At 64.8% G+C, this 22212-nt stretch carries 18 protein-coding genes; 7 read left to right on the forward strand and 11 right to left on the reverse strand.

The features are described from left to right. Nucleotides 1-46: 46 nt before the first annotated feature. Both C380_RS11385 and C380_RS11390 read right to left on the reverse strand, forming a co-directional pair. Nucleotides 47-673, reverse strand: coding sequence for a response regulator transcription factor (locus tag C380_RS11385; protein WP_015013997.1), 627 nt, complete (start codon nucleotides 671-673; stop codon nucleotides 47-49). Next, nucleotides 670-3231, reverse strand: coding sequence for a PAS domain S-box protein (locus tag C380_RS11390; protein WP_043565349.1), 2562 nt, complete (start codon nucleotides 3229-3231; stop codon nucleotides 670-672). The genes C380_RS11385 and C380_RS11390 overlap by 4 nt, the downstream gene beginning before the upstream one ends. A gap of 167 nt (nucleotides 3232-3398) precedes the next feature. On the opposite strand from C380_RS11390, the gene aceE reads away from it, so the two are divergent. The 5 genes from aceE to C380_RS11415 all read left to right on the forward strand — a co-directional run bounded on the left by aceE (nucleotide 3399) and on the right by C380_RS11415 (nucleotide 11568). Further along, complete coding sequence (aceE, locus tag C380_RS11395; protein ID WP_015013999.1) at nucleotides 3399-6107, forward strand: pyruvate dehydrogenase (acetyl-transferring), homodimeric type; 2709 nt, start codon at nucleotides 3399-3401, stop codon at nucleotides 6105-6107. Nucleotides 6108-6126: 19 nt separating this feature from the next. Next, nucleotides 6127-7800 (forward strand): dihydrolipoyllysine-residue acetyltransferase, encoded by a 1674-nt coding sequence (gene aceF, locus C380_RS11400; RefSeq protein WP_015014000.1) that lies wholly within the window; start codon nucleotides 6127-6129, stop codon nucleotides 7798-7800. Between the two features lie 19 nt (nucleotides 7801-7819). Next, a complete protein-coding gene (gene lpdA / locus C380_RS11405; RefSeq protein WP_015014001.1) occupies nucleotides 7820-9670 on the forward strand; it encodes a dihydrolipoyl dehydrogenase in 1851 nt (616 codons plus the stop codon). A gap of 48 nt (nucleotides 9671-9718) precedes the next feature. Continuing rightward, nucleotides 9719-9928 carry a DUF3079 domain-containing protein gene (locus tag C380_RS11410; protein ID WP_015014002.1) on the forward strand — a complete coding sequence of 70 codons (210 nt, stop codon included), beginning with the start codon at nucleotides 9719-9721 and terminating at the stop codon, nucleotides 9926-9928. A gap of 218 nt (nucleotides 9929-10146) precedes the next feature. Then, nucleotides 10147-11568: an aspartate kinase gene (locus C380_RS11415; protein WP_015014003.1), complete on the forward strand. Its 1422-nt coding sequence runs from the start codon at nucleotides 10147-10149 to the stop codon at nucleotides 11566-11568. Between the two features lie 108 nt (nucleotides 11569-11676). Here the strand turns inward: C380_RS11415 and C380_RS11420 are convergent, their stop codons facing one another. From C380_RS11420 to C380_RS11450, 7 genes are all read right to left on the reverse strand, one after another. Next, nucleotides 11677-13032 carry a four-carbon acid sugar kinase family protein gene (locus tag C380_RS11420; protein ID WP_015014004.1) on the reverse strand — a complete coding sequence of 452 codons (1356 nt, stop codon included), beginning with the start codon at nucleotides 13030-13032 and terminating at the stop codon, nucleotides 11677-11679. A 7-nt stretch (nucleotides 13033-13039) separates the two neighbouring features. Then, nucleotides 13040-14317: a ribulose-bisphosphate carboxylase large subunit family protein gene (locus C380_RS11425; protein WP_015014005.1), complete on the reverse strand. Its 1278-nt coding sequence runs from the start codon at nucleotides 14315-14317 to the stop codon at nucleotides 13040-13042. A gap of 74 nt (nucleotides 14318-14391) precedes the next feature. Then, on the reverse strand, nucleotides 14392-14934 hold the full coding sequence (locus C380_RS11430) for a VOC family protein (RefSeq protein WP_015014006.1): 543 nt from the start codon (nucleotides 14932-14934) through the stop codon (nucleotides 14392-14394). 109 nt (nucleotides 14935-15043) lie between these two features. After that, nucleotides 15044-15844, reverse strand: coding sequence for a transporter substrate-binding domain-containing protein (locus C380_RS11435; protein ID WP_015014007.1), 801 nt, complete (start codon nucleotides 15842-15844; stop codon nucleotides 15044-15046). 51 nt (nucleotides 15845-15895) lie between these two features. Beyond that, the gene (locus C380_RS11440; protein ID WP_015014008.1) at nucleotides 15896-16678 is read right to left on the reverse strand and encodes an amino acid ABC transporter ATP-binding protein; all 783 of its coding nucleotides are present in this window, start codon (nucleotides 16676-16678) and stop codon (nucleotides 15896-15898) included. A 14-nt stretch (nucleotides 16679-16692) separates the two neighbouring features. Then, on the reverse strand, nucleotides 16693-17379 hold the full coding sequence (locus C380_RS11445) for an amino acid ABC transporter permease (protein WP_015014009.1): 687 nt from the start codon (nucleotides 17377-17379) through the stop codon (nucleotides 16693-16695). After that, nucleotides 17376-18059 (reverse strand): amino acid ABC transporter permease, encoded by a 684-nt coding sequence (locus tag C380_RS11450; protein WP_015014010.1) that lies wholly within the window; start codon nucleotides 18057-18059, stop codon nucleotides 17376-17378. The genes C380_RS11445 and C380_RS11450 overlap by 4 nt, the downstream gene beginning before the upstream one ends. Nucleotides 18060-18288: 229 nt before the next feature. Between C380_RS11450 and C380_RS11455 the strand changes: the two genes are divergently transcribed. Continuing rightward, complete coding sequence (locus C380_RS11455; protein WP_015014011.1) at nucleotides 18289-19335, forward strand: LacI family DNA-binding transcriptional regulator; 1047 nt, start codon at nucleotides 18289-18291, stop codon at nucleotides 19333-19335. A 21-nt stretch (nucleotides 19336-19356) separates the two neighbouring features. Here C380_RS11455 and C380_RS11460 read toward each other — a convergent pair whose 3' ends face one another. Continuing rightward, nucleotides 19357-20307, reverse strand: a complete 951-nt coding sequence (locus tag C380_RS11460; RefSeq protein ID WP_015014012.1) for a DMT family transporter — start codon at nucleotides 20305-20307, stop codon at nucleotides 19357-19359. A gap of 149 nt (nucleotides 20308-20456) precedes the next feature. On the opposite strand from C380_RS11460, the gene C380_RS11465 reads away from it, so the two are divergent. Beyond that, the gene (locus tag C380_RS11465; protein WP_015014013.1) at nucleotides 20457-21362 is read left to right on the forward strand and encodes a LysR substrate-binding domain-containing protein; all 906 of its coding nucleotides are present in this window, start codon (nucleotides 20457-20459) and stop codon (nucleotides 21360-21362) included. Nucleotides 21363-21386: 24 nt separating this feature from the next. On the opposite strand, the gene C380_RS11470 is transcribed toward C380_RS11465, so the two are convergent. Next, on the reverse strand, nucleotides 21387-22148 hold the full coding sequence (locus C380_RS11470; RefSeq protein WP_015014014.1) for a DeoR/GlpR family DNA-binding transcription regulator: 762 nt from the start codon (nucleotides 22146-22148) through the stop codon (nucleotides 21387-21389). Between the last annotated feature and the right edge of the window lie 64 nt (nucleotides 22149-22212).

Below are 22212 nucleotides of genomic sequence, written 5' to 3' on the forward strand. Positions count from 1 at the left end.
GTAGCGCTAGTGGAACATGCGCTGATAGCTATCAAAATAAGAGCTATCAGCCCTTGGGCGCGTTCTGTCCCAGGGCGATCTTGAGCAGGTCCGCCACAGTGTTGGCGTTGAGCTTTTCCATGATGTTGGCGCGGTGCGCCTCCACCGTCTTGATGCTGATGCCCAGGTCGTCGGCAATCTGCTTGTTCAGGCGTCCCGCCACGATGCGTTCAAGCACCTGCGCTTCGCGGCTGGTGAGCTTGGAGAGCAGGGCGTCGCGGCTGGCGGCCTGCTGGTAACCGGCAAAGCTTTCGCGGGCGTGGTCCAGCATGCGCTCGACCAGACCGACCAGCTCTTCTTCATCAAACGGTTTCTGGATGAAGTCGAGCGCGCCCTTCTTCATGGTGTTCACGGCCATGGGCACGTCGCCGTGCCCGGTGATGAACACGATGGGCAGCGGGGATTTGCGCTCGATCAGGCGGTCTTGCAGTTCCAGGCCCGTCATGCCGCCCATGCGGATGTCCACGATCAGGCAGGCGACTTCGCGAGGGTCGTAGCGCGACAGGAATGTCTCGGCCGAATCAAAGCAGCGCACCCGGTAGTCCTTGCCTTCCAGCAGCCACTGCAGGGAATCGCGAACTGCTTCGTCGTCGTCCACAACGTAAACAGTGCCTTTTTTCGGAATCAAGCTCATGCAACAGTCCTTGGGTTTTGTTCGTTTGCTACTGAATTTGTAGTGGCATCAGCAGGCTTGGCAAGCGGCAGCCAGAAGGAGAACCTGCAGCCTGTAACCTCCGAGCCATTGTAGAGGTTCTCCGCCTGCATCCGGCCCTGGTGCGACTCGACGATGCTGCGGCACAAATTGAGGCCCATGCCCATTCCTTCCTGCTTGGTGGAGAAGAAGGCCTCGAACAAGCGCTCCAGCACTTCAGGGGCCAGGCCCTTGCCGGTGTCCTGCACGGAAAACTCCACCACCTGGCGATCATCGATCTGCTTGGGCACCACACGCAGTTCCACGCTGCGATTCGGGGCGGGGCGGTCGGCGTGCTGGATGGCTTCGGCGCCGTTCTTCATCAGGTTGACCAGCACCTGCTCGATCAGGATGGTGTCGGCCATCACCTGCGGCAGGCGCGCGGCGACATAGTGCGTCAGGCGCACGTTGTGGCGGCGCAGTTCGATGTCGGCCAGTTCCACGGCTTCGTTGACCATCGAATGCACGTCGGCCAGCGCGCGGTTGGGTTCGCTCTTTTTCACGAACGAGCGGATGCGCTGGATGATCTGGCCCGCGCGCTGCGCTTGGTGGGCCGTCTTTTGCAAGGCCGTGAGCAGGGCCTCTTCGGTGAGCTGGCCGCTCTGGATGCGGGAGACCATGCCGCTGCAGTAGTTGTTGATGGCGGTGAGCGGCTGGTTGAGCTCGTGCGCCACGCTCGATGCCATTTCGCCCATGGTGATAAGGCGGCTGACCGACTGGGCGCGCTCAGCCTGTCGCTGGGCTTGCTCTTCAGCCAGTCGGCGCGGGGTGATGTCCGTGGCAATCACCATCTGGGCCAGGCGGCCGTCCACCCAGTTCAGATAGCGCGAGCGCACTTCCAGCCACTTGCCCAGGTCGGGCAGGTAGATTTCAGCGTTTTCACTGCGGGCGCTGGTGAGTGTGTCGGTAGGCAGGCCCATCAGGCCGTCCTCATCGTCCATGCCGCTTTGCTCCTTGCCCGCTACCGGCACCACGCCGGCCTGCGCTACGAGCTGCAGGTGCCCGCCGGTTTGTGATCCGAACCACTGGCGATAGAGCTTGTTGGCGAACAGCAGTTCTTCGCTGCCGAGGGGGGCCACCGACACCGAGGCATCCAGCGACTCCAGCACGATCGTGAAGCGCTCGTGTGATGCCGACAACTGCTCGCGGATGCGGTTGGGCTCGGTGATGTCGGTCATCGACGTCATCCAGCCCGTTTGCTGGCCATGGGCGTCGATCAAGGGGGACACGTACAGGCGGGCGTCGAACAGCGTCCCGCTCTTGCGCTTGACGCGGACCTGAAAGCCCCCGGCCATGGTGTTGCCGCGCAGCTCGTCGCGCAGCTTGGCCTGCAGGGTTTCGTGGTCGGCTTCGGGCCAGTAGGGGAAGGGGGCCTTCAGACCCACCAGCTCTTCCGCGCTCCAGCCCGTCATCTGGCAAAACGCAGCATTCACGTAACTGATGCGGCCTTCCATATCGAGAGCGCGCATGCCGGTGAGGATGGAGTTTTCCATCGCCCGGCGGAAGTTGGTTTCGGCCACCAGGGCCTCTTGCGCCTGCATTCGGCGACGGGTGTGGCGCCAGGTGGCGATCAGCATCCAGGCTGTCATCGCGCTCAGCGTGCCCACCAGCCAGAACAGCCCGCTGCCCACCACGCCAAGCGACGTGCGGTAGGCCTGGGCGCGCAGCACCAGACCGTTGCCGACGGGGGAGACCGGTACCTCGTACTCGTTGGCCTTGGGCGTCCAGGGGAGCAACTGCGTGGCCTTGTTGCGCGGGCCCAGCGGCGTGCCCGCCAGCACCTGGTTCTTGCTGTCGAGCAGGGTCACTGCATAACGCGCCAGCACTTCGGTGGGGGTGCCATAGCGCAGCAGGCTGTCGATGGAGTACTCACCCAGCACCACGCCGCTGAACTTGCCTTGGTTGTTGAGGGGCACCTGCAGCTGCAGCAGCGGGGCGGCGTCGCCCGTGGTGGCTGCCGGCTGGGCGTACACGGGTTGCTGCAGGTCCCGCGCCAGGCCAAAGGTGTCGGCCGTTTCTCCTGGCTTGAGCACTTCACCTGCAATGCGCAACTCGCCGCTGGCCAGCGTGGGGGCGGCCTGGCTCGCGCGGATGCGTCGGCGGTCGTCGATCCAGGTGATGGCCTGCAGTTCCGGGTACTGGCTGATCAGCGCCTCGGCGCGGCTGATGAACTCGGCCTTGCCGAGGTCCTGGTTGGACAGGTCGCGCGCGATGCGCATGAGCTGCTCTTGTCGTTCCAGCAGGCGCAAGCGCACCCGCTGCTGGGCGTATTCCACGTCACGCCGCAGGGCTTCTTGCTCGCGCTCGGCCTCTTCTGCGCGCAAATACCAGAACGCCGCCACGATGGCCGCCAGAAACATCAGCACCGCCGCCAGCGGAGCCAGTGCGGCAAACCGGTCTTGCCGGGTGGGCGACAAGCCGCGCCACCACTTGCGCCACCAGCGAATGGGCGCAGCCACGGTCGGGGCCGTGGGGGAGGGGGCGGTGGGCATCGAATCCATGCGTGGAGTGTAGAGGAGCCCTGGCGGGGTCCCAGTCTGCTGGGTCATGTGCATTTGCAGCAAATTATTGCAATATGAAATGCATAGGCACCATTTGAAATTACGAAAAAATATGCGAAACTAGAGCCAACGTACTAAATTGCTGCCACACCTACAGGAGACAAAGCATGTCAGCTCAGCCCGACCCTCAGGCCGGTTTCGGCATCGGTTCCGATACCGACCAGCAAGAGACCCGTGAATGGATGGACGCGCTGTCCGCCGTCATCGACAAGGAGGGCCCGGAGCGCGCCCACTTCCTGTTGGAACAACTTCTTGAACACGCCCGCCAGAGCAGCATCGATCTGCCGTTCTCTGCGAACACGGGTTACGTCAACACCATCGAGCCTGAAAAAGAGGCCCACTGCCCCGGCAACATCGCCATCGAAAAGCGTCTGCGCGCCTACATGCGCTGGAACGCCATGGCCATGGTGGTGCGTGCCAACCGCCTGAACCCCGCCGATGGCGGCGACCTGGGCGGCCACATCGGTTCGTTTGCTTCGGTGGCCAGCATGTTTGGCGCCGGTTTCAACCATTTCTGGCATGCCGAGAGCGAAGGCCATGGCGGCGACCTGCTCTACATCCAGGGCCACAGCGCCCCCGGCATCTATGCCCGTGCCTACCTCGAAGGCCGCCTGACCGAAGAGCAACTCGACAGCTTCCGCCAGGAAGTGGACGGCAAGGGCCTGTCCAGTTACCCCCATCCCAAGCTGATGCCCGAGTTCTGGCAGTTCCCCACGGTGTCGATGGGCCTCGGCCCGCTGATGGCCATCTACCAGGCGCGCTTCCTCAAGTACCTGCACGCCCGCGGCATCGCCAACACCGAAAACCGCAAGGTGTGGGTGTTCTGCGGCGACGGCGAAATGGACGAGCCCGAATCGCTGGGCGCCATCGGCCTGGCTGCGCGTGAAAACCTCGACAACCTGGTCTTCGTCATCAACTGCAACCTGCAGCGCCTGGACGGCCCGGTGCGTGGCAACGGCAAGATCGTGCAAGAACTCGAAGGCGAGTTCCGTGGCGCGGGCTGGAACGTGATCAAGCTGCTGTGGGGCAATGGCTGGGACGAGCTGCTGCGCCGCGACAAGAGCGGCAAGCTCAAGCAGCTGATGATGGAAACGCTCGACGGCGACTATCAGGCCATGAAGGCCAATGACGGCGCTTTTGTTCGCAAGAACTTCTTCGGCAAGTACCCTGAGACCGCGAAGCTCGTCGAGCACATGACCGACGAAGAGGTGTTCGAGCTGCGCCGTGGTGGCCATGAGCCCGCCAAGGTGTACGCGGCCTTCCACGCTGCCAACGAGCACAAGAACCAGCCAACCGTGCTGCTGGTCAAGACCGTCAAGGGCTATGGCATGGGCAAGGCCGGTGAAGGCAAGAACACCGTGCACCAGACCAAGAAGCTGTCGGACGAAGATATCAAGTACATCCGTGACCGCTTCAACATCCCGATCCCTGACAGCCAGCTGGCCGAGATCCCTTACTACAAGCCTGCCGACGACACGCCGGAAATGCAGTACCTGCACGAGCGTCGCAAGGCCCTGGGCGGCTACCTGCCGCACCGCCGCGTAAAGGCTGACGAGAGCTTTACCGTGCCCGCGCTGGACACCTTCAAGGCCATCTTGGAGCCCACGGCCGAAGGCCGCGAAATCTCCACAACCCAGGCCTATGTGCGCTTCATCACGCAACTGCTGCGCGACCAGGCCCTGGGCCCGCGCGTGGTGCCCATCCTGGTGGATGAGGCGCGTACCTTCGGCATGGAAGGCCTGTTCCGCCAGATCGGCATCTACAACCCCAAGGGCCAGATGTACACCCCGGTCGACCGCGACCAGGTGATGTACTACAAGGAAGACAAGGCCGGCCAGATCCTGCAGGAAGGCATCAACGAAGCCGGCGGCATGGCCAGCTGGATCGCTGCCGCCACCAGCTACAGCACGAACAACCGCATCATGGTGCCGTTCTATGTGTACTACTCCATGTTCGGCTTCCAGCGCATTGGCGACCTGGCCTGGGCGGCGGGTGACATGCAGGCGCGTGGCTTCCTCTTGGGCGGCACTTCGGGCCGTACCACGCTGAACGGTGAAGGTCTGCAGCACGAAGATGGTCATAGCCACGTCCTGGCCAACACCATCCCCAACTGCGTGAGCTACGACCCCACCTTTGCCCACGAAGTCGCAGTGATCATGCACCGTGGCCTCAAGCGCATGGTCGAGCAGCAAGAGAACGTCTTCTACTACATCACGCTGCTCAACGAGAACTACAGCATGCCTGGCCTCACGGCGGGTACCGAAGAGCAGATCATCAAGGGCATGTACCTGTGCAAGCCAGGCGCCGAGGGCGACAAGCGCGTGCAGCTGCTGGGCTCCGGCACCATCCTGCGCGAGTCACTGGCCGCGCAAACGCTGCTGGCTGCCGACTGGGGCGTACAGGCTGACGTGTGGAGCTGCCCGAGCTTCAACGAACTGACCCGCGAAGGCCAGGACGTGGACCGCTGGAACCTGCTGCACCCGCTGGAGACACCACGCGTGCCGTTTGTGGCGCAGCAGCTGGGAACCAGCACCGGCCCCGTGGTCGCATCCACCGACTACATGAAGGCCTATGCGGAGCAGATCCGTCCCTTCGTGCCCAAGGGCCGCAACTACAAGGTGCTGGGCACCGACGGCTTTGGCCGCAGCGACTTCCGGAGCAAGCTGCGCGAGCACTTCGAGGTGAACCGCCACTACATCGTTGTGGCCGCCCTCAAAGCGCTGAGCGAAGACGGCGTGCTGCCCGCCACCAAGGTGGCCGAGGCGATTGCCAAGTACGGCATCAATGCTGACAAGATCAACCCGCTCTACGCTTAAAACGAACGGAGACAGAACAATGGCATTGGTCAATATTCAAGTCCCGGACATCGGGGACTTCGACGAGGTGGGCGTGATCGAGTTGCTCGTCAAGGTGGGTGACACCGTGAAAGCCGAGCAGTCGCTCATCACGGTCGAATCCGACAAGGCATCGATGGAGATCCCCTCCAGCCATGCGGGCGTGGTCAAGGAACTCAAGATTGCGTTGGGCGACAAGGTCAAGCAAGGCTCGGTGATTGCTGTGGTGGAGTCCGCTGACGCGGGCGCTGCAGCAGCCCCGGCGGCTGCACCGGCTCCTGCCGCAGCTGCTCCCGCGCCAGCCCCAGTGGCTGCTGCTGCCCCTGCGGCTGCTGGCCCAGTCGAAGTGCGCGTGCCCGACATCGGCGACTTCAAGGACGTGGCCGTCATCGAGATGCTGGTCAAGGTCGGCGACACCATCAAGGTCGAACAATCCCTGTTCACCGTCGAATCCGACAAGGCCTCCATGGAGATCCCATCGCCCGCCGCTGGCGTGCTCAAGGAACTCAAGGTCAAGATCGGTGACACCGTCAACATCGGTGATCTGGTCGCTGTGCTCGAAGGCGCTGCCACCGCAGCGGCCCCAGCCCCGGCCGCAGCTCCCGCACCCATTGCGGCCGCTGCACCGGCGCCAGCCCCTGTGGCGGTGGCTGCCCCTGCAGTGGCTGTAGCCGCAGCAGCGCCCGCCGCTGCCGCAGCCTCGGTGCCCGCCCACCAGCCCGGCACCCCCACGGCAGGCCTGCCCCATGCATCGCCTTCGGTGCGCAAGTTCGCCCGCGAATTGGGTGTGCCCATCGACGAAGTCAAGGGCACCGGCCCCAAGGGCCGCATCACGCAAGACGACGTGGCTGCCTTCACCAAGCAGGTGATGGCAGGCGCCGTGCAGACCAAGGCCCAGGCGGCCAAGGCGCCCTCGGCAGCAGCCGGTGGCTCCGGCGTGGGTCTGGACCTGCTGCCCTGGCCCAAGGTGGACTTCACCAAGTTCGGCCCGGTGGAGCGCAAGGATCTCTCGCGCATCAAGAAGATCAGCGGCGCCAACCTGCACCGCAACTGGGTCGTCATCCCGCACGTCACCAACCACGACGATGCGGACATCACCGACCTCGAAGCCTTCCGCGTGCAGTTCAACAAAGAGAACGAGAAGAGCGGCGTCAAGGTCACCATGCTCGCCTTCATGATCAAGGCCGCCGTGGCCGCGCTCAAGAAGTTCCCCGAGTTCAACAGCTCGCTCGACGGCGACCAGCTGGTGATGAAGAACTACTTCCACATCGGCTTTGCGGCTGACACGCCCAACGGCCTCGTTGTGCCCGTCATCCGCGATGCCGACAAGAAGGGCATCGTCCAGATCTCGCAAGAGATGGGCGACCTGGCCAAGAAGGCGCGCGACGGCAAGCTGGGCCCGGCCGACATGACCGGCGGCTGCTTCTCCATCAGCTCCCTGGGCGGCATTGGCGGGCGTTACTTCACGCCCATCATCAACGCTCCCGAAGTCGCCATCATGGGCGTGTGCAAGAGCAGCCTGGAGCCCAAGTGGGACGGCAAGCAGTTCGCACCGCGCCTGATGCTGCCGCTGTCGCTCAGCTGGGACCACCGCGTGATCGACGGCGCCGCTGCTGCGCGCTTCAACGTGTACTTTGCCTCGCTGCTGGCGGACTTCCGCCGCATTGTGATGTAACGAAAGGGCAAGACACACCATGGCAATCATCGACATCAAGGTGCCCGACATCGGCGACTTCGCCGAAGTGGCCATCATCGAAGTGCTGGTCAAACCCGGCGACACCATCAAGGCCGAGCAAAGCCTGATCACCGTGGAGTCCGACAAGGCCTCCATGGAGATCCCGTCCAGCCACGCTGGTGTGGTCAAGGAACTCAAGGTCAAGCTCGGCGACAAGATCGCCGAAGGCTCGGTGGTGCTGACGCTGGAAGTGCAGGGTGCAGGCGCAGCCGCTCCAGCGCCTGCCGCATCCTCAGCGCCTGCCGTTTCTGAGCAGAAATCGGCTGTAGCGCGGGTAAATAATGTGCCGGCAGCTATCAATCCAGTAGCTTCTAGCTTTGCTGGCTCGGCCGATCTGGACTGCGACGTGCTCGTGCTCGGCGGCGGCCCCGGCGGCTACAGCGCCGCCTTCCGTGCGGCCGACCTGGGTCTTAAGGTCGTCATCGTCGAGCGCTATGCCACTCTGGGTGGCGTGTGCCTGAACGTGGGCTGCATCCCGTCCAAGGCGCTGCTGCACGTCGCAGCCGTCATGGACGAGGTCAGCCACATGGCCGACCTGGGCGTGGACTTTGGCGCGCCCGCCGTCAACATCGACAAGCTGCGCGGCCATAAAGAAAAGGTGATCGGCAAGCTCACCGGCGGCCTGGCCGCCATGGCCAAGATGCGCAAGGTGACCACCGTGCGTGGCTACGGTGCTTTTGTCGGCGCCAACCACCTCGAAGTGGAGGAAACCACCGGCACCGGCCAGGAGAAGACGGGCACCAAGAAGGTCATCGCCTTCAAGAAGGCCATCATCGCTGCTGGCAGCCAGGCCGTGCGCCTGCCCTTCATGCCCAACGACCCGCGCGTGGTCGATTCCACCGGCGCCCTGGCACTGAAGGAAGTGCCCAAGCGCATGCTGATTTTGGGCGGCGGCATCATCGGCCTGGAAATGGGCACGGTTTACAGCACGCTGGGCGCGCGCCTGGATGTGGTGGAAATGATGGACGGCCTGATGCAGGGCGCTGACCGAGACCTCGTCAAGATCTGGCAAAAGATGAACGCCAAGCGCTTCGACAACATCATGTTGAAGACGAAAACCGTGGGTGCTGAGGCAACGCCTGAAGGCATCAAGGTCACGTTCGCGCCAGCGGAAGAGGGCGGCACTGCCCCTGAGCCGCAGGTGTACGACCTGGTCCTGCAAGCTGTGGGCCGCACGCCGAACGGCAAGAAGATCGCTGCTGAGAAGGCTGGCGTGGCGGTGACGGACCGTGGCTTCATCAACGTTGATATCCAGATGCGCACCAACGTGCCGCACATCTTTGCCATCGGCGACATCGTGGGCCAGCCCATGTTGGCGCACAAGGCGGTGCACGAGGCACACGTGGCGGCTGAAGTCATCGCTGGTGAACTGCAGGGCAACAAGGAGCTGGCAGCCGCCGCCTTCAACGCCCGCGTGATTCCGAGCGTTGCCTACACCGACCCCGAAGTGGCCTGGGTGGGCCTGACGGAAGACCAGGCCAAGGCCCAAGGCATCAAGGTCAAGAAGGGCCTGTTCCCCTGGACGGCCTCCGGCCGCGCCATTGCCAACGGCCGCGACGAAGGCGTGACCAAGCTCCTGTTCGACGATTCGCCCGAGGCCCATGGCCACGGCAAGATCCTGGGCGGCGGCATGGTCGGCACCCACGCGGGCGACATGATCGGCGAGATCGCTCTTGCCATCGAGATGGGCGCTGACGCCGTGGACATCGGCAAGACCATCCACCCGCACCCCACGCTGGGCGAAAGCATCGGTATGGCGGCGGAGATTGCGCATGGCAGCTGCACGGATGTGCCGCCGCAGAAGAAGTGATCTGACGATCCGAGCGAAGGCAGCAGTCGCAATCGCCTGAGCGCCGCCATGGCAGCAGCCAAAAGGTTCCCCCAAGCCCCCGCCCATCCGGAGCGGGTGTGCTGGGGGTGCGATCGTTACTGCCCAGCCAATGCCATGCGCTGCGGCAATGGCTCTGACCGCACCCAGCACCCTTCAGAGCTGTTTGGCGAGGACTGGGACCAATGGGGCCTGTGCGCCGAAGAGGCTGCCGCAGCGCCTCCCGAGCCACTCTCCTAAACGCCGCCACGTCCCCAGTCTGGTGATGGATCGGCGCCTGGGGCCTGCGTCTGCTTCGCAGGTCAACGCTATTCGAGCGCTGACGGCACCTGTATCAAGATGGCCTGCGTCAAAGTGCCCCGGTAAAAGTCGTGGAAAATAGAGGGTTTCCTGCCGCTGAGCCCCTTGGCAGAGCATTCGTCCAGCTTTCCAACCTTTTTGCTCCCCTGAGCCTGTCCATGCAAGACGTTCAAAACTCCAAGATCTCTGTCGAGAAGATCGGCGGCACCTCGATGACCGCCTTTGGCGATGTGCTGCGCCACATCGTCCTGCACGACCCCAAGCGCATCAACGGCCGGATCTACGTGGTGTCCGCCTACTCGGGCGTGACGAACCAGCTGCTGGAGCACAAGAAGACGGGTGAGCGCGGCATCTATGCCCTGTTTGCCGAAGGCAAGGGCTACCAGGATGCTTTGACGCAGCTGGCTTCCAGCCTTAAAAAGCTCAACGCGGGCTACGCCGACCTGGGCCTGCCGCTGGATGTGGCCGATGCCTTTATTGATCAGCGCATTGCCCAGGCGCGCGAATATCTGAACGCCATGCAGCACGTGCTGGCCAGCGGCTACCTGAGCCGTAAGGACGTGTTGCTCGCGGCGCGTGAAGTGCTGGCCTCGATTGGCGAGTCGCACAGCGCGTTCAACTCCGTCGAGATCCTCAAGGCCAATGGCGTCAATGCACTGCTGATGGACCTGGCCGGTTTTGACGACAACGAAGCCTGGACGATTGACGAGCGCATTGCCAACAGCTTCAAGGGCCTGGACCTGAGCGACAAGGTGGTGGTGGCCACGGGCTACACCAAAGGCACCGAGGGCATCATGCGCGAGTTCGACCGGGGCTACTCCGAGGTCACCTTCAGCAAGATCGCCGTGGAAGTTCGCCCCGCCGAGGCTGTGATCCACAAGGAATTCCACCTGTCGTCCGCCGACCCCAACCTCGTGGGGCTGGAAAACGCCATTGTGGTGGGCGCCACCAACTACGACGTGGCCGACCAGCTGGCCGACGTGGGCATGGAAGCCATCCATCCCAAGGCCGCCAAGCCCATGGAACTGGCCGGCATCCCGATCCGCCTGAAGAACACGTTTGAGCCCGACCACCCCGGCACGCTCATCACCAAAGACTTCGTGGGCGAGCGCGCGCGCGTCGAGATCGTGACCGGCACCGACAAGGTCACGCTGATCGAAATCCACGACCCCAGCATGGTGGGTACCGTCGGCTTTGATGCGGGCCTGATGAACGTGTTTTGCAAGCACGATGTGAGCTACATCCTCAAGGCGACCAACGCCAACTCCATCGCCCATCTGGTGTGGGACAACCAGGTCACACCCGAGCTGGTGGCTGAGCTGCAGAAGGACTACCAGGTCGTGACGATCAAGCCCAGCGCGATCGTGTGCACCATTGGCTCCAACATCGGCATCCCCGGCGTGCTGGCCAAGGCTGCGCAGGCGCTGGCCGATGCCCGCGTCAACGTGAATTGCGTGTCTCAGACCCTGCGCCAGGTGAACATGCAGTTCGTGATCGAACGCGAGGACTACAAGACCGCCATCAAGGCGCTGAACATGGCGCTGTGCGTGAACTCGGGGACCCCGGTGCCTCGCGTGTGATGGGATGGCGGTGGGCGTGCCTGCCGCACTGCTTTTCTCTCGGGCCTTCGCGCAAGGCCTGCCCAGTAGCCCGCGATGTGCGGGCTTTTTATCGCCTGGATATTTCCGTCAGCCCGCGCCCAGCAGTCTTTCGAAAAGGTCCGTTCCGCCCATCTGCCCCCCCTTGAGCATCAGCTCCAGCCCGTGGCGCGATGGGTCTGTACTGTGCGCGCGGCTCAGCGTGACCCCGGGGCAGACCGTGGTGTGGTACGACAGCCCCCACAGGTGCAGTGCCTGCACGGCGTGGCTGGAGGTGTCGCCCCCCGCAATGCCAACGCGCCGCAGCGGCGTACCGTTGTCGGCCTGCGCCTGCACCACGCGGGCGACCAGGGCCGCACTGGCGGGGGCGACGGCCGCTGAAGCACCACCGGACGGGGCAGAAGCGCCGTCCGTGGGCCCGGTGTAGGCCAGCACGTGATGGCCCTGCTGCAGCCTGGCGCATATTGCGCGTTGGGCGGCCTGGGCGTAGTCGGTGTCATGGGTCAGCCGGTGCGCGTCCACCGGGATGCGCTGATAAGACGTTGCGGCCTGGACCTGGGCCGCTGTGATGGGTGACAGGCTGCCCGCCCAGGCGAACACGGGGCTGGGCGATGGTGCCAAGGCAGGGGCAGGTGGGCTGACCTGCGCCCCCCAGCACGCGATCAACGCCTGGGCCACGGAGCTGGGCCCCACGGCGAGCAGGCGGGCGCGCTGGGCTTGTTGCCACAGCAGGTGCCCCACGCTGGCCAGCTGGTCTGCACTGGTCAGGTCGAGCAGCGTAGGCACGAAGGGCGTATCGGACACATTGGACACCTCGGGCACAGCGGTCGCGCCATGGCCCGGCAGGGTGTTCAGAGAGCCGGGCAAGGCGTCTGCTTCGTACAGCGGGTAATGCAGTGCCGTGATGCCTTGCAAACCCTGCTGCGCCAGGTGCACCCGCAAGTCGGCTTCTGCCATGGGGGTCACCGGGTGCCGGTGCATCGTCGGGTGCCGGTCAATGCGGTAGACGGTTCCCCCCGTGCCGGCTGCGGCAAACAGGTTGCTGAAGGCGCAGTATCTGCCCAGGCTGGGCTGGCCGCCGAGGATAGGTACCCAGCGGTTCTCCACGCTGGGGTGCAGTGTTTCGATGGCGCAGGCAATGTTGCCGACATGGGGTGCACTGTCGAAGGTGGAGCACACCTTGTAATGCAACACGGTGGGCGCGATCTGCCTGAAAAAACGGGCCACGGGTGCCAGTTCTGCGCGCATGGCCTCGGGCGGCATGGCGCGTGCGGCGCCCGCAATGCCCACAGCGTCTAGCCGCCCGGCCGCTGCCAGGGCCTCGGCGCTGGGCACGCCCAGGAACAGCATCGAGCGCAGACCCGCCTGGGCCAGCACGGCCAGCGTGTCGGTGGCACCGGTGAAGTCGTCGCCATACCAGCCGAACAAGGGGGCCGTGGTCGTCATGGTTTCGTCACTTCTTGCCGAAGAATTCGATGGCCCGGCGCAGCTCTGGCGCGTGTGCAGCGCGCTCCGCCAGGGTTTCGTTTTTCTGCACCGCGTCCCAAGCCTGCTGCAGGCTGGCCACGCCAGCGGCCGCGCCATCGGGGTGGGCCAGAATGCCGCCACCGGACATGAACAGCAGGTCGTTGCTATGCACACTGTCCCAGGTGGCGGGCACCGTGCCGGCCCACTGGCCGTTGGAGAAGGCGGGCAGCACGCGGTCATCCAGTCCTTCGCACAGCGGGGCCAGTGTGTCGTGGGCGGACTCGATCACTTCCTCATCGGTCTGCGAGAACTTGCCCTGCAGGCCGTGCACATGCATGTGGTCCACACCCGCCAAGCGCCACAGCGTCTGCCAGGCGTTGAACGAAAAGCCCAGTAGCGGGTGGCGCGACAGGGCGCCGTAGCCGTTGCGGTGGCCGTGCAGGGCCAGCGGGGTGTGGCGGCGCAGCGTCTGCACGGCGGAGTAGCCGCACCAGTTCAGGCTGACCATCACACAACTGCCACCCTCGGCGGCAATCAGGTCGGCATGGCGGCGCATGGCGTCGGTCTCATCGGTGATGTTGAACGCCACCATCACGAGCTTGCCGGTCTTGTCCTGGTGGGCCCGCACACGGCGCATCACGGATTTCACGCGGTCGGCCAGCGGGGCGTGCACCGGGTTGGCGCACACCTCGTCATCCTTGATGAAGTCCACCCCGGCGGCGCACAGGCGGCCCGCCAGTTCACCGGTTTCTTCGGCCGATAAACCCACGTTGGGTTTGATGATGGTGCCGATGAGCGGGCGGCCCTGCACGCCGGTCAGCGCGCGTGTGCCTGCAATACCTTGGCGGGGCATATCAAACTGCTCGCGGTAGGCGCGGGGCAGCTTCATCGACTCCAGACGCAAACCGGTGACCTCGCCCAGGTCGAACAGGTTGCCCGACACCGTGGCTGCCAGCGTCGGCAGGTTGGGGCCGATGTTGCCGCACGGAAAGCTCACGCGCAGCCGGGCGCGCTGCCAGGTCTGCGGCGTGCCGAACATGCCGCGCCGCTGCATCCAGCCGTTGGGCAGCGAGGGGACGAGCGCCACGTCCAGCAGCTCGATGGATTCGACCGTGGCGCGGGCGCGTTCGCGCAGCGCATCGGTCTCGCCCTCCACCCGGGTGAAGGTGCCACACGATTGCTCGCCCGCCAGTACCTCGGCCACGTGGGCGGGGTCCAGCGGGGTTTCGATCAGATAGGTGGCTTCAAAGCGGTCTGGGGACATGGGCAGAGTGCACTATGGTTTTGATAGCTGCTAGCGCTTTAAAGATAAGCACTAGAGGGCTATTTGGCTTGAAATCAGATCTTGGAGAGGTCCGGGAAAGGACGTACCGGGTCGGTCTTGCCGTCCCAAGTTTCCGACTCGGCGCGGATCAGGTCGAACATGCGGCCTTTGGGGCCAGCCACTTCCGACAGCTCGATCACCGTGCCGGGGTGGTATTCGGTGTCGAAGTACACAAACCGGCCCTTTTCGCCCACCTCGCCACTCATCAGCGCCTTAAAGCCTTGGGCGGTCAGGCGCGCCAGGTCCGCGTCGTAGTCGCTGGTCCAGTAGGCCACGTGCTGCAGCCCGGTGCGCCCGGCCTGCAAAAAGTCGCGGTACATCGAGGGCACGTCGTTGCGGGTCTGGATCAGCTCGACCTGCACGTAGCCGGAGTTGGCCAGCGCCACCGAGTTGTGCGGCTCGTGCGACTCGCCCCGATAGACATAGTTCTTGATCGGAACCTTGGGGTTGTAGAACCAGGGGCCCACGCCCAGGGTCTTGCTCCAGTAGTCCATGGCGGCTTCGATGTCGTGGACCACATAGCCCAGCTGGCGGATGGCGCCGAAATGACGGCTCATAAGAGTTTCCTTTGGTGGTGATGGGGCGGGGCAGGGCGCAGCCGGGCGGGTGGCATGGCCCACCGCCCGTCATGTCGCCCCACGTTGCAGGCGCTGGGTTGGAAGGCGCTTACTTGGCGCCGTCGATGATTTCTTTGGGGATCGGCACGCCCGCGTACTTCAGGTGGATGTCGTTGAGCTTGCCGTTGGTCAGGTTGGTCTTGATCCAGCCGTTGACGGCCTTCATCAGCTCGGGTTGGCCCTTGCGCATGGCCATGCCCAACTGGTAGGACTGCAGGATGAACTTGGTCTCGAACTCGCGGGCGGGGTTCTTCTTGGCAATGGCCGCGATGATGGGCGGCGTGATGGCCACGATATCGGCCTGGCCCGTGGCGGCAGCGGTGATGGAGGCAGATTCATCATCAAAGCGCACCACCTTGGCCTGCGGCGCGCGCTCGGTCACGATCTTGTCCTGCGGGCCGCCGCGGGTCACGGCCACGGTCTTGCCGGCCAGGTCGTCGATGTTGGTGAGCTTGAGGCTCTTGGGCGCGCCCACGGCCGCCTGGATGGCGCCGTAGGGCATGGAGAAGTCCACGGCCTTCTGGCGCTCGGGCGTGATGGAGAGCGACGAGATGATCAGGTCCACCTTGTTCGACAGCAGGTTGGGGATGCGCGCGGAGTTGGTGGTGTTCACGATCTCCAGCGTCAGGCCCAGGTCCTTGGCCAGCAACTCGGCCGCTTCCACGTCCGAGCCCACGGGCTTCATCTTCTCGTCCACATAGCCATAGAACGGCGCGCCAAAGTCGATGCCCACGCGCAGTTTGCCTGCGGACTTGATCTCGGCCAGGTCTGCCATGGCGGGCAGGCACAGGGCGGCTGCGGCGGTGGCGAGCAGGGCGCGGCGCAGGATGCGGGTGCGGGAAGCGGTCATGTGAAATGTCTCCTGGTGGTTTTTGGCAAGGGAATCAAAAAAAGGAACGGATCACAGCCCGTGCGACAGAAAGTCGCGCAGCTCGGCCGTTTGCGGGTTCTTCAGCATGCCGCCGGGGCCTGTCTCCCAGACCTTGCCCTCGTGCATGTAGATCACGGTGTCGGCCACGCGCGCAGCAAATTCCATTTCGTGGGTGACCAGCACCATGGTCATGCCGCCCTGGGCTAGCGATTCGATGACGCGCAGCACCTCGCCGGTCAGCTGTGGGTCCAGCGCCGAGGTCACTTCGTCGAACAGCATCACCTGCGGCTCCATGGCCAGCGACCGGGCAATGGCCACGCGCTGCTGCTGGCCGCCCGATAGCTGCTCGGGGTAGGCCTGCGCCTTGTCGGCCAGGCCCACCTGCTGCAGGGTGCGGGCGGCAATGGCGCGCGCCTGGGCGGCGGGCAGGTTCTTGACGGCCTTGGGCGCGAGCGTGATGTTCTGCTCCACCGTCAGGTGCGGGAACAGGTTGTAGCTCTGGAACACGATGCCCACGTCCTGGCGCAGCTGGCGCAGGTCGATGGCCGGGTCGTGCACCGCGTGGCCGCACACGTGGATGGTGCCGCTGTCGATGATCTCCAGCCGGTCGATGCAGCGCAGCGCCGTGCTTTTGCCCGACCCGCTCTTGCCAATGATGGCCACGACCTGGCCCTTGGGAATGGAAAACGACACGCCCTTGAGCACCTGGTTGCTGCCAAAGCGCTTGTGCACATCCTTCAGCTCAACGACGGTGGGCGCAGGCGAAGCCGCTGGCTGGGAGGGTTGCGCGGCAGCGTCTCGGGCGAGGTTCATGGTGTCTTCTCGTTTCATGCGGTGGTCACAGAAGGGGTGGCTGTGCCACGGTTTCCAAACTGCTGGCGCTGCTCCAGCTTGCGGCTCCAGACCGACAGCGGGTAGCACATCGCGAAGTACACGATGGCAATCAGCAGGTACACGGTGAACGGCTGGAAGATGGAGTTGTTGATGAGCTGCCCGGCACGCACCAGCTCGATGAACCCCACGATGGACGCGAGCGATGTGTTCTTGACGATCTGCACCATGAAGCCCACCGTGGGCGGGGTGGCAATGCGCACCGCCTGGGGCAGCACCACCAGCCGCATGCGCTGGGTGCGCGATAGGGCCAGGCATTCGGCCGCCTCCCACTGCGTGCGCGGCACCGATTCGATGCAACCGCGCCAGATCTCGCCCAGGTAGGCACTGACGTAAACAATCATCGCGATGCTGGCGGCCACGATGGCGGGCAGCTCCAGCCCCATGATGGACAGGCCGAAGTAGCACAGGAACAGCACCACCAGCAGCGGCGTGCCCTGGATGATCTGGATCCACGCAATGGTGGCCCAGCGCACCGCCTTGATGGGGCTGACGCGGCACAGCGCAATCACGCCCCCGGCCAGGCCGCCGCCCACAAAGGCGATCAGCGACAGGCCGATGGTCCACAGCGCGCCGAACAGCAGGTACTGCAGGTGGTAGGCATTCAGTCCGCCGTCGATCATTTGGCGCTCCTCAATTTGCGTTGGCGCGTGAACACGATCTGGCCGAACAGCCACAGTCCGGCACGCATCAGCAGCGACAGCACCAGGTAGGCCACGGCGACCAGGATGTAGGCCTCGAAGGGGCGGAAGGTTTCAGACTGCACGCGGGCCGCGATGGCCGTAAGCTCCTCCACCGAGATCTGGGAGGTGATAGACGAGGCCAGCATCAGCAGCACGAACTGGCTGGTGAGCGCGGGGTAGACCTTCTCCATGGCAGGACGCAGCACCACATGCCAGTACACCTGCCGCCGCGTCAGGCCCAGGCATTCGGCTGCCTCGATCTGGCCCTTGTGGATCGAGTCCATGCCGGCGCGCATGATTTCGCAGGTGTAGGCCGCCACGTTGATCACCAGCGTCAGCAACGCCGCCGCAAATGCAGGCACCTTCCAGCCCAGGCTGGCCAGGCCGAAGAACACCAGAAACACCTGCACCAGCAGCGGCGTGTTGCGCAGCACCTCCACATAGGCGCCACAGGCCTTGGCCACCCAAGGCGTGTGGCCGCGCCGGCCAATCGCCAGCAGCGTGCCGCCCACAAAGCCAATCACCGTGGCCGGGAAGGACAGCAGGATAGTCATCCAGGCCCCTTCCAGAAACTGGGGCCAGTTCGCCAGCACGCTGGCAAAGTCGAATTCGTATTGCATGAAGCCGCAGCAGCGATCTAGCCCACGCGGGCGGTGCAGGGCGCGTGTCGGCGGAAGGAAGAAGGGATAGCAGGCATGGGCTTGTCTCCTGTGCAGTCGGTCTGTGCCGCCGCAATCTAGGGTTTGTACTGATCGAATTTGATGCCTTTCGGCACCGAAGCTGCAGTGATACTATCCGCAGAATCCATCAAATACCAGCAAATGAAATGATGGATTTTGATTGATTTTTATGTCCAAACACCCTCGCATCCCCGATATCGCCCAGTTGTCCGGCGTCTCCACCGCCACGGTGGACCGGGTGCTCAACCAGCGCGCGGGCGTGCGCAGCGCCACCGTGCAGCGCGTGATGCAGGCGGCCATCAGCCTTGGGTATTTGCCGCAGGCAGAGGCGCAAGCGACGCTGCAGGCCCAGCCGCAGCCCCTGCGTTTGATGGTGCTGATCCCCGAGGGCAGCAACCGCTTTTTGCAGATGCTGGGCGATGTGATCGGCTACGCGCAGGAGCACTGGGCACCCTTTAACGTGCGCTGCCAGGCGGCCTACATCGAGAGCTTCAACCCGGATGCTTTGGCCAAAGCGCTGCTGCTCCACGGCAAGCGCTGCGACGGCATTGCCTTCATGGCGTTGGAGCACCCCGTGGTGCGCGAGGCCGTGGCGCAACTGGCCGAACAGGGCGTGCCCACCGTCACGCTGATCTCGGACCTGTCGAGTTCGCGCCGGGCGGCCTATGTGGGGCTGGACAACCGCGCGGCGGGCCGTACCGCCGGCTACCTCATTGCCCGCTTCATGGGCCCGCCGGCGCACGGCCGCAACGCGCGCGTGGCGATGATCGTGGGCTCGCTGCGCTACCGTGCGCACGAGGAGCGCGAGGCAGGCTTTCTGCACTTGTTCGAAGAACAATTCCCTTTGGTGCAGGTGGTGGGCGTGCGCGAGGGCCAGGACGACGCCGAGCGCAACTACCAGCAGGCGCGCAGCCTGCTGGAGCAGCACCCGGACCTGGCCGGCATCTACAACATCGGTGGCGGCGCCGAAGGCATCGGCCGCGCCCTCAAGGAGGCTGGGTTGGAGCACAAAGTCGTCTTCATCGGCCACGGCCTCACGCCGGACACCCGCGCGCTGCTGATCGACGGCACCATGGATGCGGTCATCACGCAGAACCCGCTTGGCGCGGTGATGAACTGCGTGCGCATCTTTGCCAACCTGCGGGACGGGCGGGACGCCACGAGCGGTGTGGAGGCCACGCGCAGCCAAGTCATTTTTCGGGAAAACCTGCCCTAGCCAGTCTGGCCGATGGCGGGCCTACATTGCAGGCTTGGCAGCCTTCGGCAAGGGTGTCGGTGCGCTGCGGCGCCCGATCAGCATCACCCCCGCGAGCACCAGCGCCGCACCACCCATCTGCCACCAGGTCAACGGTTCATCCAGCAGCCAGACGCCAAAAAAGATCGTCAGGATGGGGCCTAGCGTGCCGATGAGCGCGGTCTTGGAGGCGCCAATGCGGCGGATGGCGGCAGAGGTCATGAACACGGGCAACACAGTGGAGAACACGGCCATGCCCAGCGCATGCAGGTAGACCGGCGCGGGCTGCACCAGCGCACCCGCAGGTTGCGACACCACAAAATGCAGCAGCGTGGCGCCGGTGGAGACCAGCATCGCCAGTGCCGTGAAGCGCGCCGCGCCCATGCGGCGTATGGCCGGCTCGCTGCCCGCCTGGTAGAACGCGTACGACACGGCCGAGCCAAACACAAACCCTGCGCCCACCAACACGGCGTGCGAATCGCCCGCCACATGCAGGTCGTGCGCAAAGGCCAAGCCAATGCCGGCGTAGGACAACAACAGCGCCCCCAGCTCCCGGCGAGAGGCCCGCTTGCCCATGAAGAGCACGCCGATCACGATGGTGAGCGTGGGGTAGGTGAAGAGGATCAACCGCTCCAGGCTGGCGGTGATGTACTGCAGGCCGATGAAGTCGAGAATGCTCGCGCCGTAGTAGCCCAGCAGGCCCAGTGCCACGATGGCCAGCCAGTCGCGCCCCGCCAGCGGGGCCAGGTTGCGGCTGGCGCGCCAGCCCACCCAGGCGAACACGGGCACCGAAAACGCCATGCGCAGGCACAGCAGGGTGACGGAGTCCACCGGCGCAGGCTGGGGTACGGCATAGGCCAGCTTCACAAAGATGGCTTTGAACGAGAAACCCAGCGCCGCGAGGATGGCGAGGGCGAGACCAAGGCGTTCGGAGGACCAATTTTTCCAGGGCATGTGTCGGGTTGGCGCTTTTCGTACGGTTATGCCGAACGATTTGCGTACTTTGTATCGGGATGGTTGGCATCCTGCCTTTGAATGCTGCAAGGCACAATTGCTGATCCAGCAACCATGCGTTCGTTACTGACGAACGCCAGGGGCCCGCTTTGAACTACGACCTCACCGACCTGCGCCTGTTTGTCGCCATTGCCGAAGAGCGCAACCTCACACGCGGCGCCGCGCGTGCCTACCTGGCGCCGTCGTCGGCCAGCCACCGGCTGCGGCGGCTGGAGGAGGCGCTGAACACCTCGCTGTTTGAGCGCCAGACGCGCGGCGTGGCGCTGACCCGCGCGGGCGAGGCCCTGCTGCGCAACGCCCGCCAGGTGCTGGCCAGCATCGAGCAAATGCATGCCAACCTCTCCCCCTTTGCCACCGGCATTCGCGGCCATGTGAGCCTGTGGGCCAACACGCATGCCACCCACACCTTTTTGCCGGATGACCTGGCGGGCTTTCTCAAGCGGCACCCCCATGTCAGCGTGAGCCTGGAAGAGCGCACCAGCGCCGAAATTGTGGTGGCCGTGGCCAGCGGCGAGATCGAGGTGGGCGTGCTGGCAGACAGTGGCACAGGCGCTGGGGTCGAGCTGTCGCCGTACCGGCAGGACCGCCTGGTGCTCATCGTGCCCGCAGGCCATGCGCTGGCGGCGTGCGGCCGGGTGGGCTTTGCCGAGGTGCTGGACCAGGCCTTTGTGATGCTGCACGCGGGCTCGGCCATCCACACCTTCACGACCAATGCCGCCGCCGCGCTGGGGCGGCATCTGGATGTGCGCATTCAGGTGCGCAGCTTTGAAGCCGTGTGCCGCATGGTGGGCGCGGGCGTGGGTATCGGCCTGGTGCCCCGGGGCGCGGCCTTGCAGGTGGCGGGCCTGAGCGAGCCGCCGGTGCTGGTGGAGCTGGACGAACCGTGGGCGCAGCGCGACTTGCAAATCTGCGTGCGCAAGGGCGCGGTGCTGACGGGCTTTGCCGCAGCTCTGGTTGCTCACCTGCGCCAGGGCGCGGGCACCGCTACTGCCTGATTGCCTGATTGCCTGATTGCAGGATCAGCCTGCAGCAATCTCTACCTTGGCCCCACCGGCCTCCAGCTTTTTGCGCAGCGCCTGGGGCGTGGCGGCAGGCACCACCAATGCGGCAAGTTCGCGCAAGGGGGCCACGCTGAACGGCGATGCTGTGCCCAGCTTGTCAAGCGAAGCCAGCACCACCGTCTCTGCCGCCCGCTGGTGCAGGGCGCGCTTGACAGCGGCTTCCTCAAAGTCTCCCGTGGTCAGGCCAGCCTGGGCATGCACGCCGGTCACACCCATCAGGTACAGGTCGGCCCGCAACTGGGCGGCGGCCTCGACCACGCTGGCGCCCACATTCACCATGGAGTGGCGGAACAAGCGCCCGCCCAGCATCAGCACCTCCACCTGCGCATGCCCAGCCAGCGCCACCGCCACGGTCGGGCTGTGCGTGACCACGGTGGCGCGCAAGTCCAGCGGCAGGTGCTGCACCACCTGCAATGACGTGGTGCCCCCGTCCAGGATCACCACCTGGCCGGGCAACACCAGCGCGGCCCCGGCGCGGCCCAAGGCGCGTTTGTCCTCGGGGGCCAGCTGTTCGCGCGCCTGAAGATTGCCCACAGCGGCCGAGGCGGGCAGGGCGCCGCCGTGCACGCGCTGCAAGCGGCCCTCGGCCGCCAGCTCGCGCAGGTCACGCCGTACGGTGTCTTCCGAGATCCCCAGCTCCTCGCTGAATGCCTTGGCCACGATCTGCCCGTCTTGCTGAAGTCGAGCGAGTAGGAGCTGTTTGCGTTGGGTGGTCAGCATGAAGCGTTACGTCTTAGTGATTGCACGAATTTGCATGTTTGTGCATGATATTGCGTAAATCAAC

The sequence above is a fragment of the Acidovorax sp. KKS102 genome (assembly GCF_000302535.1).
Classification (GTDB): domain Bacteria; phylum Pseudomonadota; class Gammaproteobacteria; order Burkholderiales; family Burkholderiaceae_C; genus Acidovorax.

Coding starts and splice junctions, on each gene's coding strand:
- C380_RS11390 (WP_043565349.1), bottom strand. CDS start 3,231: ATGGATTCGATGCCCACCGCCCCCTCCCCCACGGCCCCGACCGTGGCT.
- C380_RS11410 (WP_015014002.1), top strand. CDS start 9,719: ATGGCAGCAGCCAAAAGGTTCCCCCAAGCCCCCGCCCATCCGGAGCGG.
- aceE (WP_015013999.1), top strand. CDS start 3,399: ATGTCAGCTCAGCCCGACCCTCAGGCCGGTTTCGGCATCGGTTCCGAT.
- C380_RS11445 (WP_015014009.1), bottom strand. CDS start 17,379: ATGATCGACGGCGGACTGAATGCCTACCACCTGCAGTACCTGCTGTTC.
- C380_RS11455 (WP_015014011.1), top strand. CDS start 18,289: ATGTCCAAACACCCTCGCATCCCCGATATCGCCCAGTTGTCCGGCGTC.
- C380_RS11450 (WP_015014010.1), bottom strand. CDS start 18,059: ATGCAATACGAATTCGACTTTGCCAGCGTGCTGGCGAACTGGCCCCAG.
- C380_RS11420 (WP_015014004.1), bottom strand. CDS start 13,032: ATGACGACCACGGCCCCCTTGTTCGGCTGGTATGGCGACGACTTCACC.
- C380_RS11415 (WP_015014003.1), top strand. CDS start 10,147: ATGCAAGACGTTCAAAACTCCAAGATCTCTGTCGAGAAGATCGGCGGC.
- C380_RS11430 (WP_015014006.1), bottom strand. CDS start 14,934: ATGAGCCGTCATTTCGGCGCCATCCGCCAGCTGGGCTATGTGGTCCAC.
- C380_RS11470 (WP_015014014.1), bottom strand. CDS start 22,148: ATGCTGACCACCCAACGCAAACAGCTCCTACTCGCTCGACTTCAGCAA.
- C380_RS11435 (WP_015014007.1), bottom strand. CDS start 15,844: ATGACCGCTTCCCGCACCCGCATCCTGCGCCGCGCCCTGCTCGCCACC.
- C380_RS11460 (WP_015014012.1), bottom strand. CDS start 20,307: ATGCCCTGGAAAAATTGGTCCTCCGAACGCCTTGGTCTCGCCCTCGCC.
- C380_RS11425 (WP_015014005.1), bottom strand. CDS start 14,317: ATGTCCCCAGACCGCTTTGAAGCCACCTATCTGATCGAAACCCCGCTG.
- aceF (WP_015014000.1), top strand. CDS start 6,127: ATGGCATTGGTCAATATTCAAGTCCCGGACATCGGGGACTTCGACGAG.
- C380_RS11385 (WP_015013997.1), bottom strand. CDS start 673: ATGAGCTTGATTCCGAAAAAAGGCACTGTTTACGTTGTGGACGACGAC.
- lpdA (WP_015014001.1), top strand. CDS start 7,820: ATGGCAATCATCGACATCAAGGTGCCCGACATCGGCGACTTCGCCGAA.
- C380_RS11440 (WP_015014008.1), bottom strand. CDS start 16,678: ATGAACCTCGCCCGAGACGCTGCCGCGCAACCCTCCCAGCCAGCGGCT.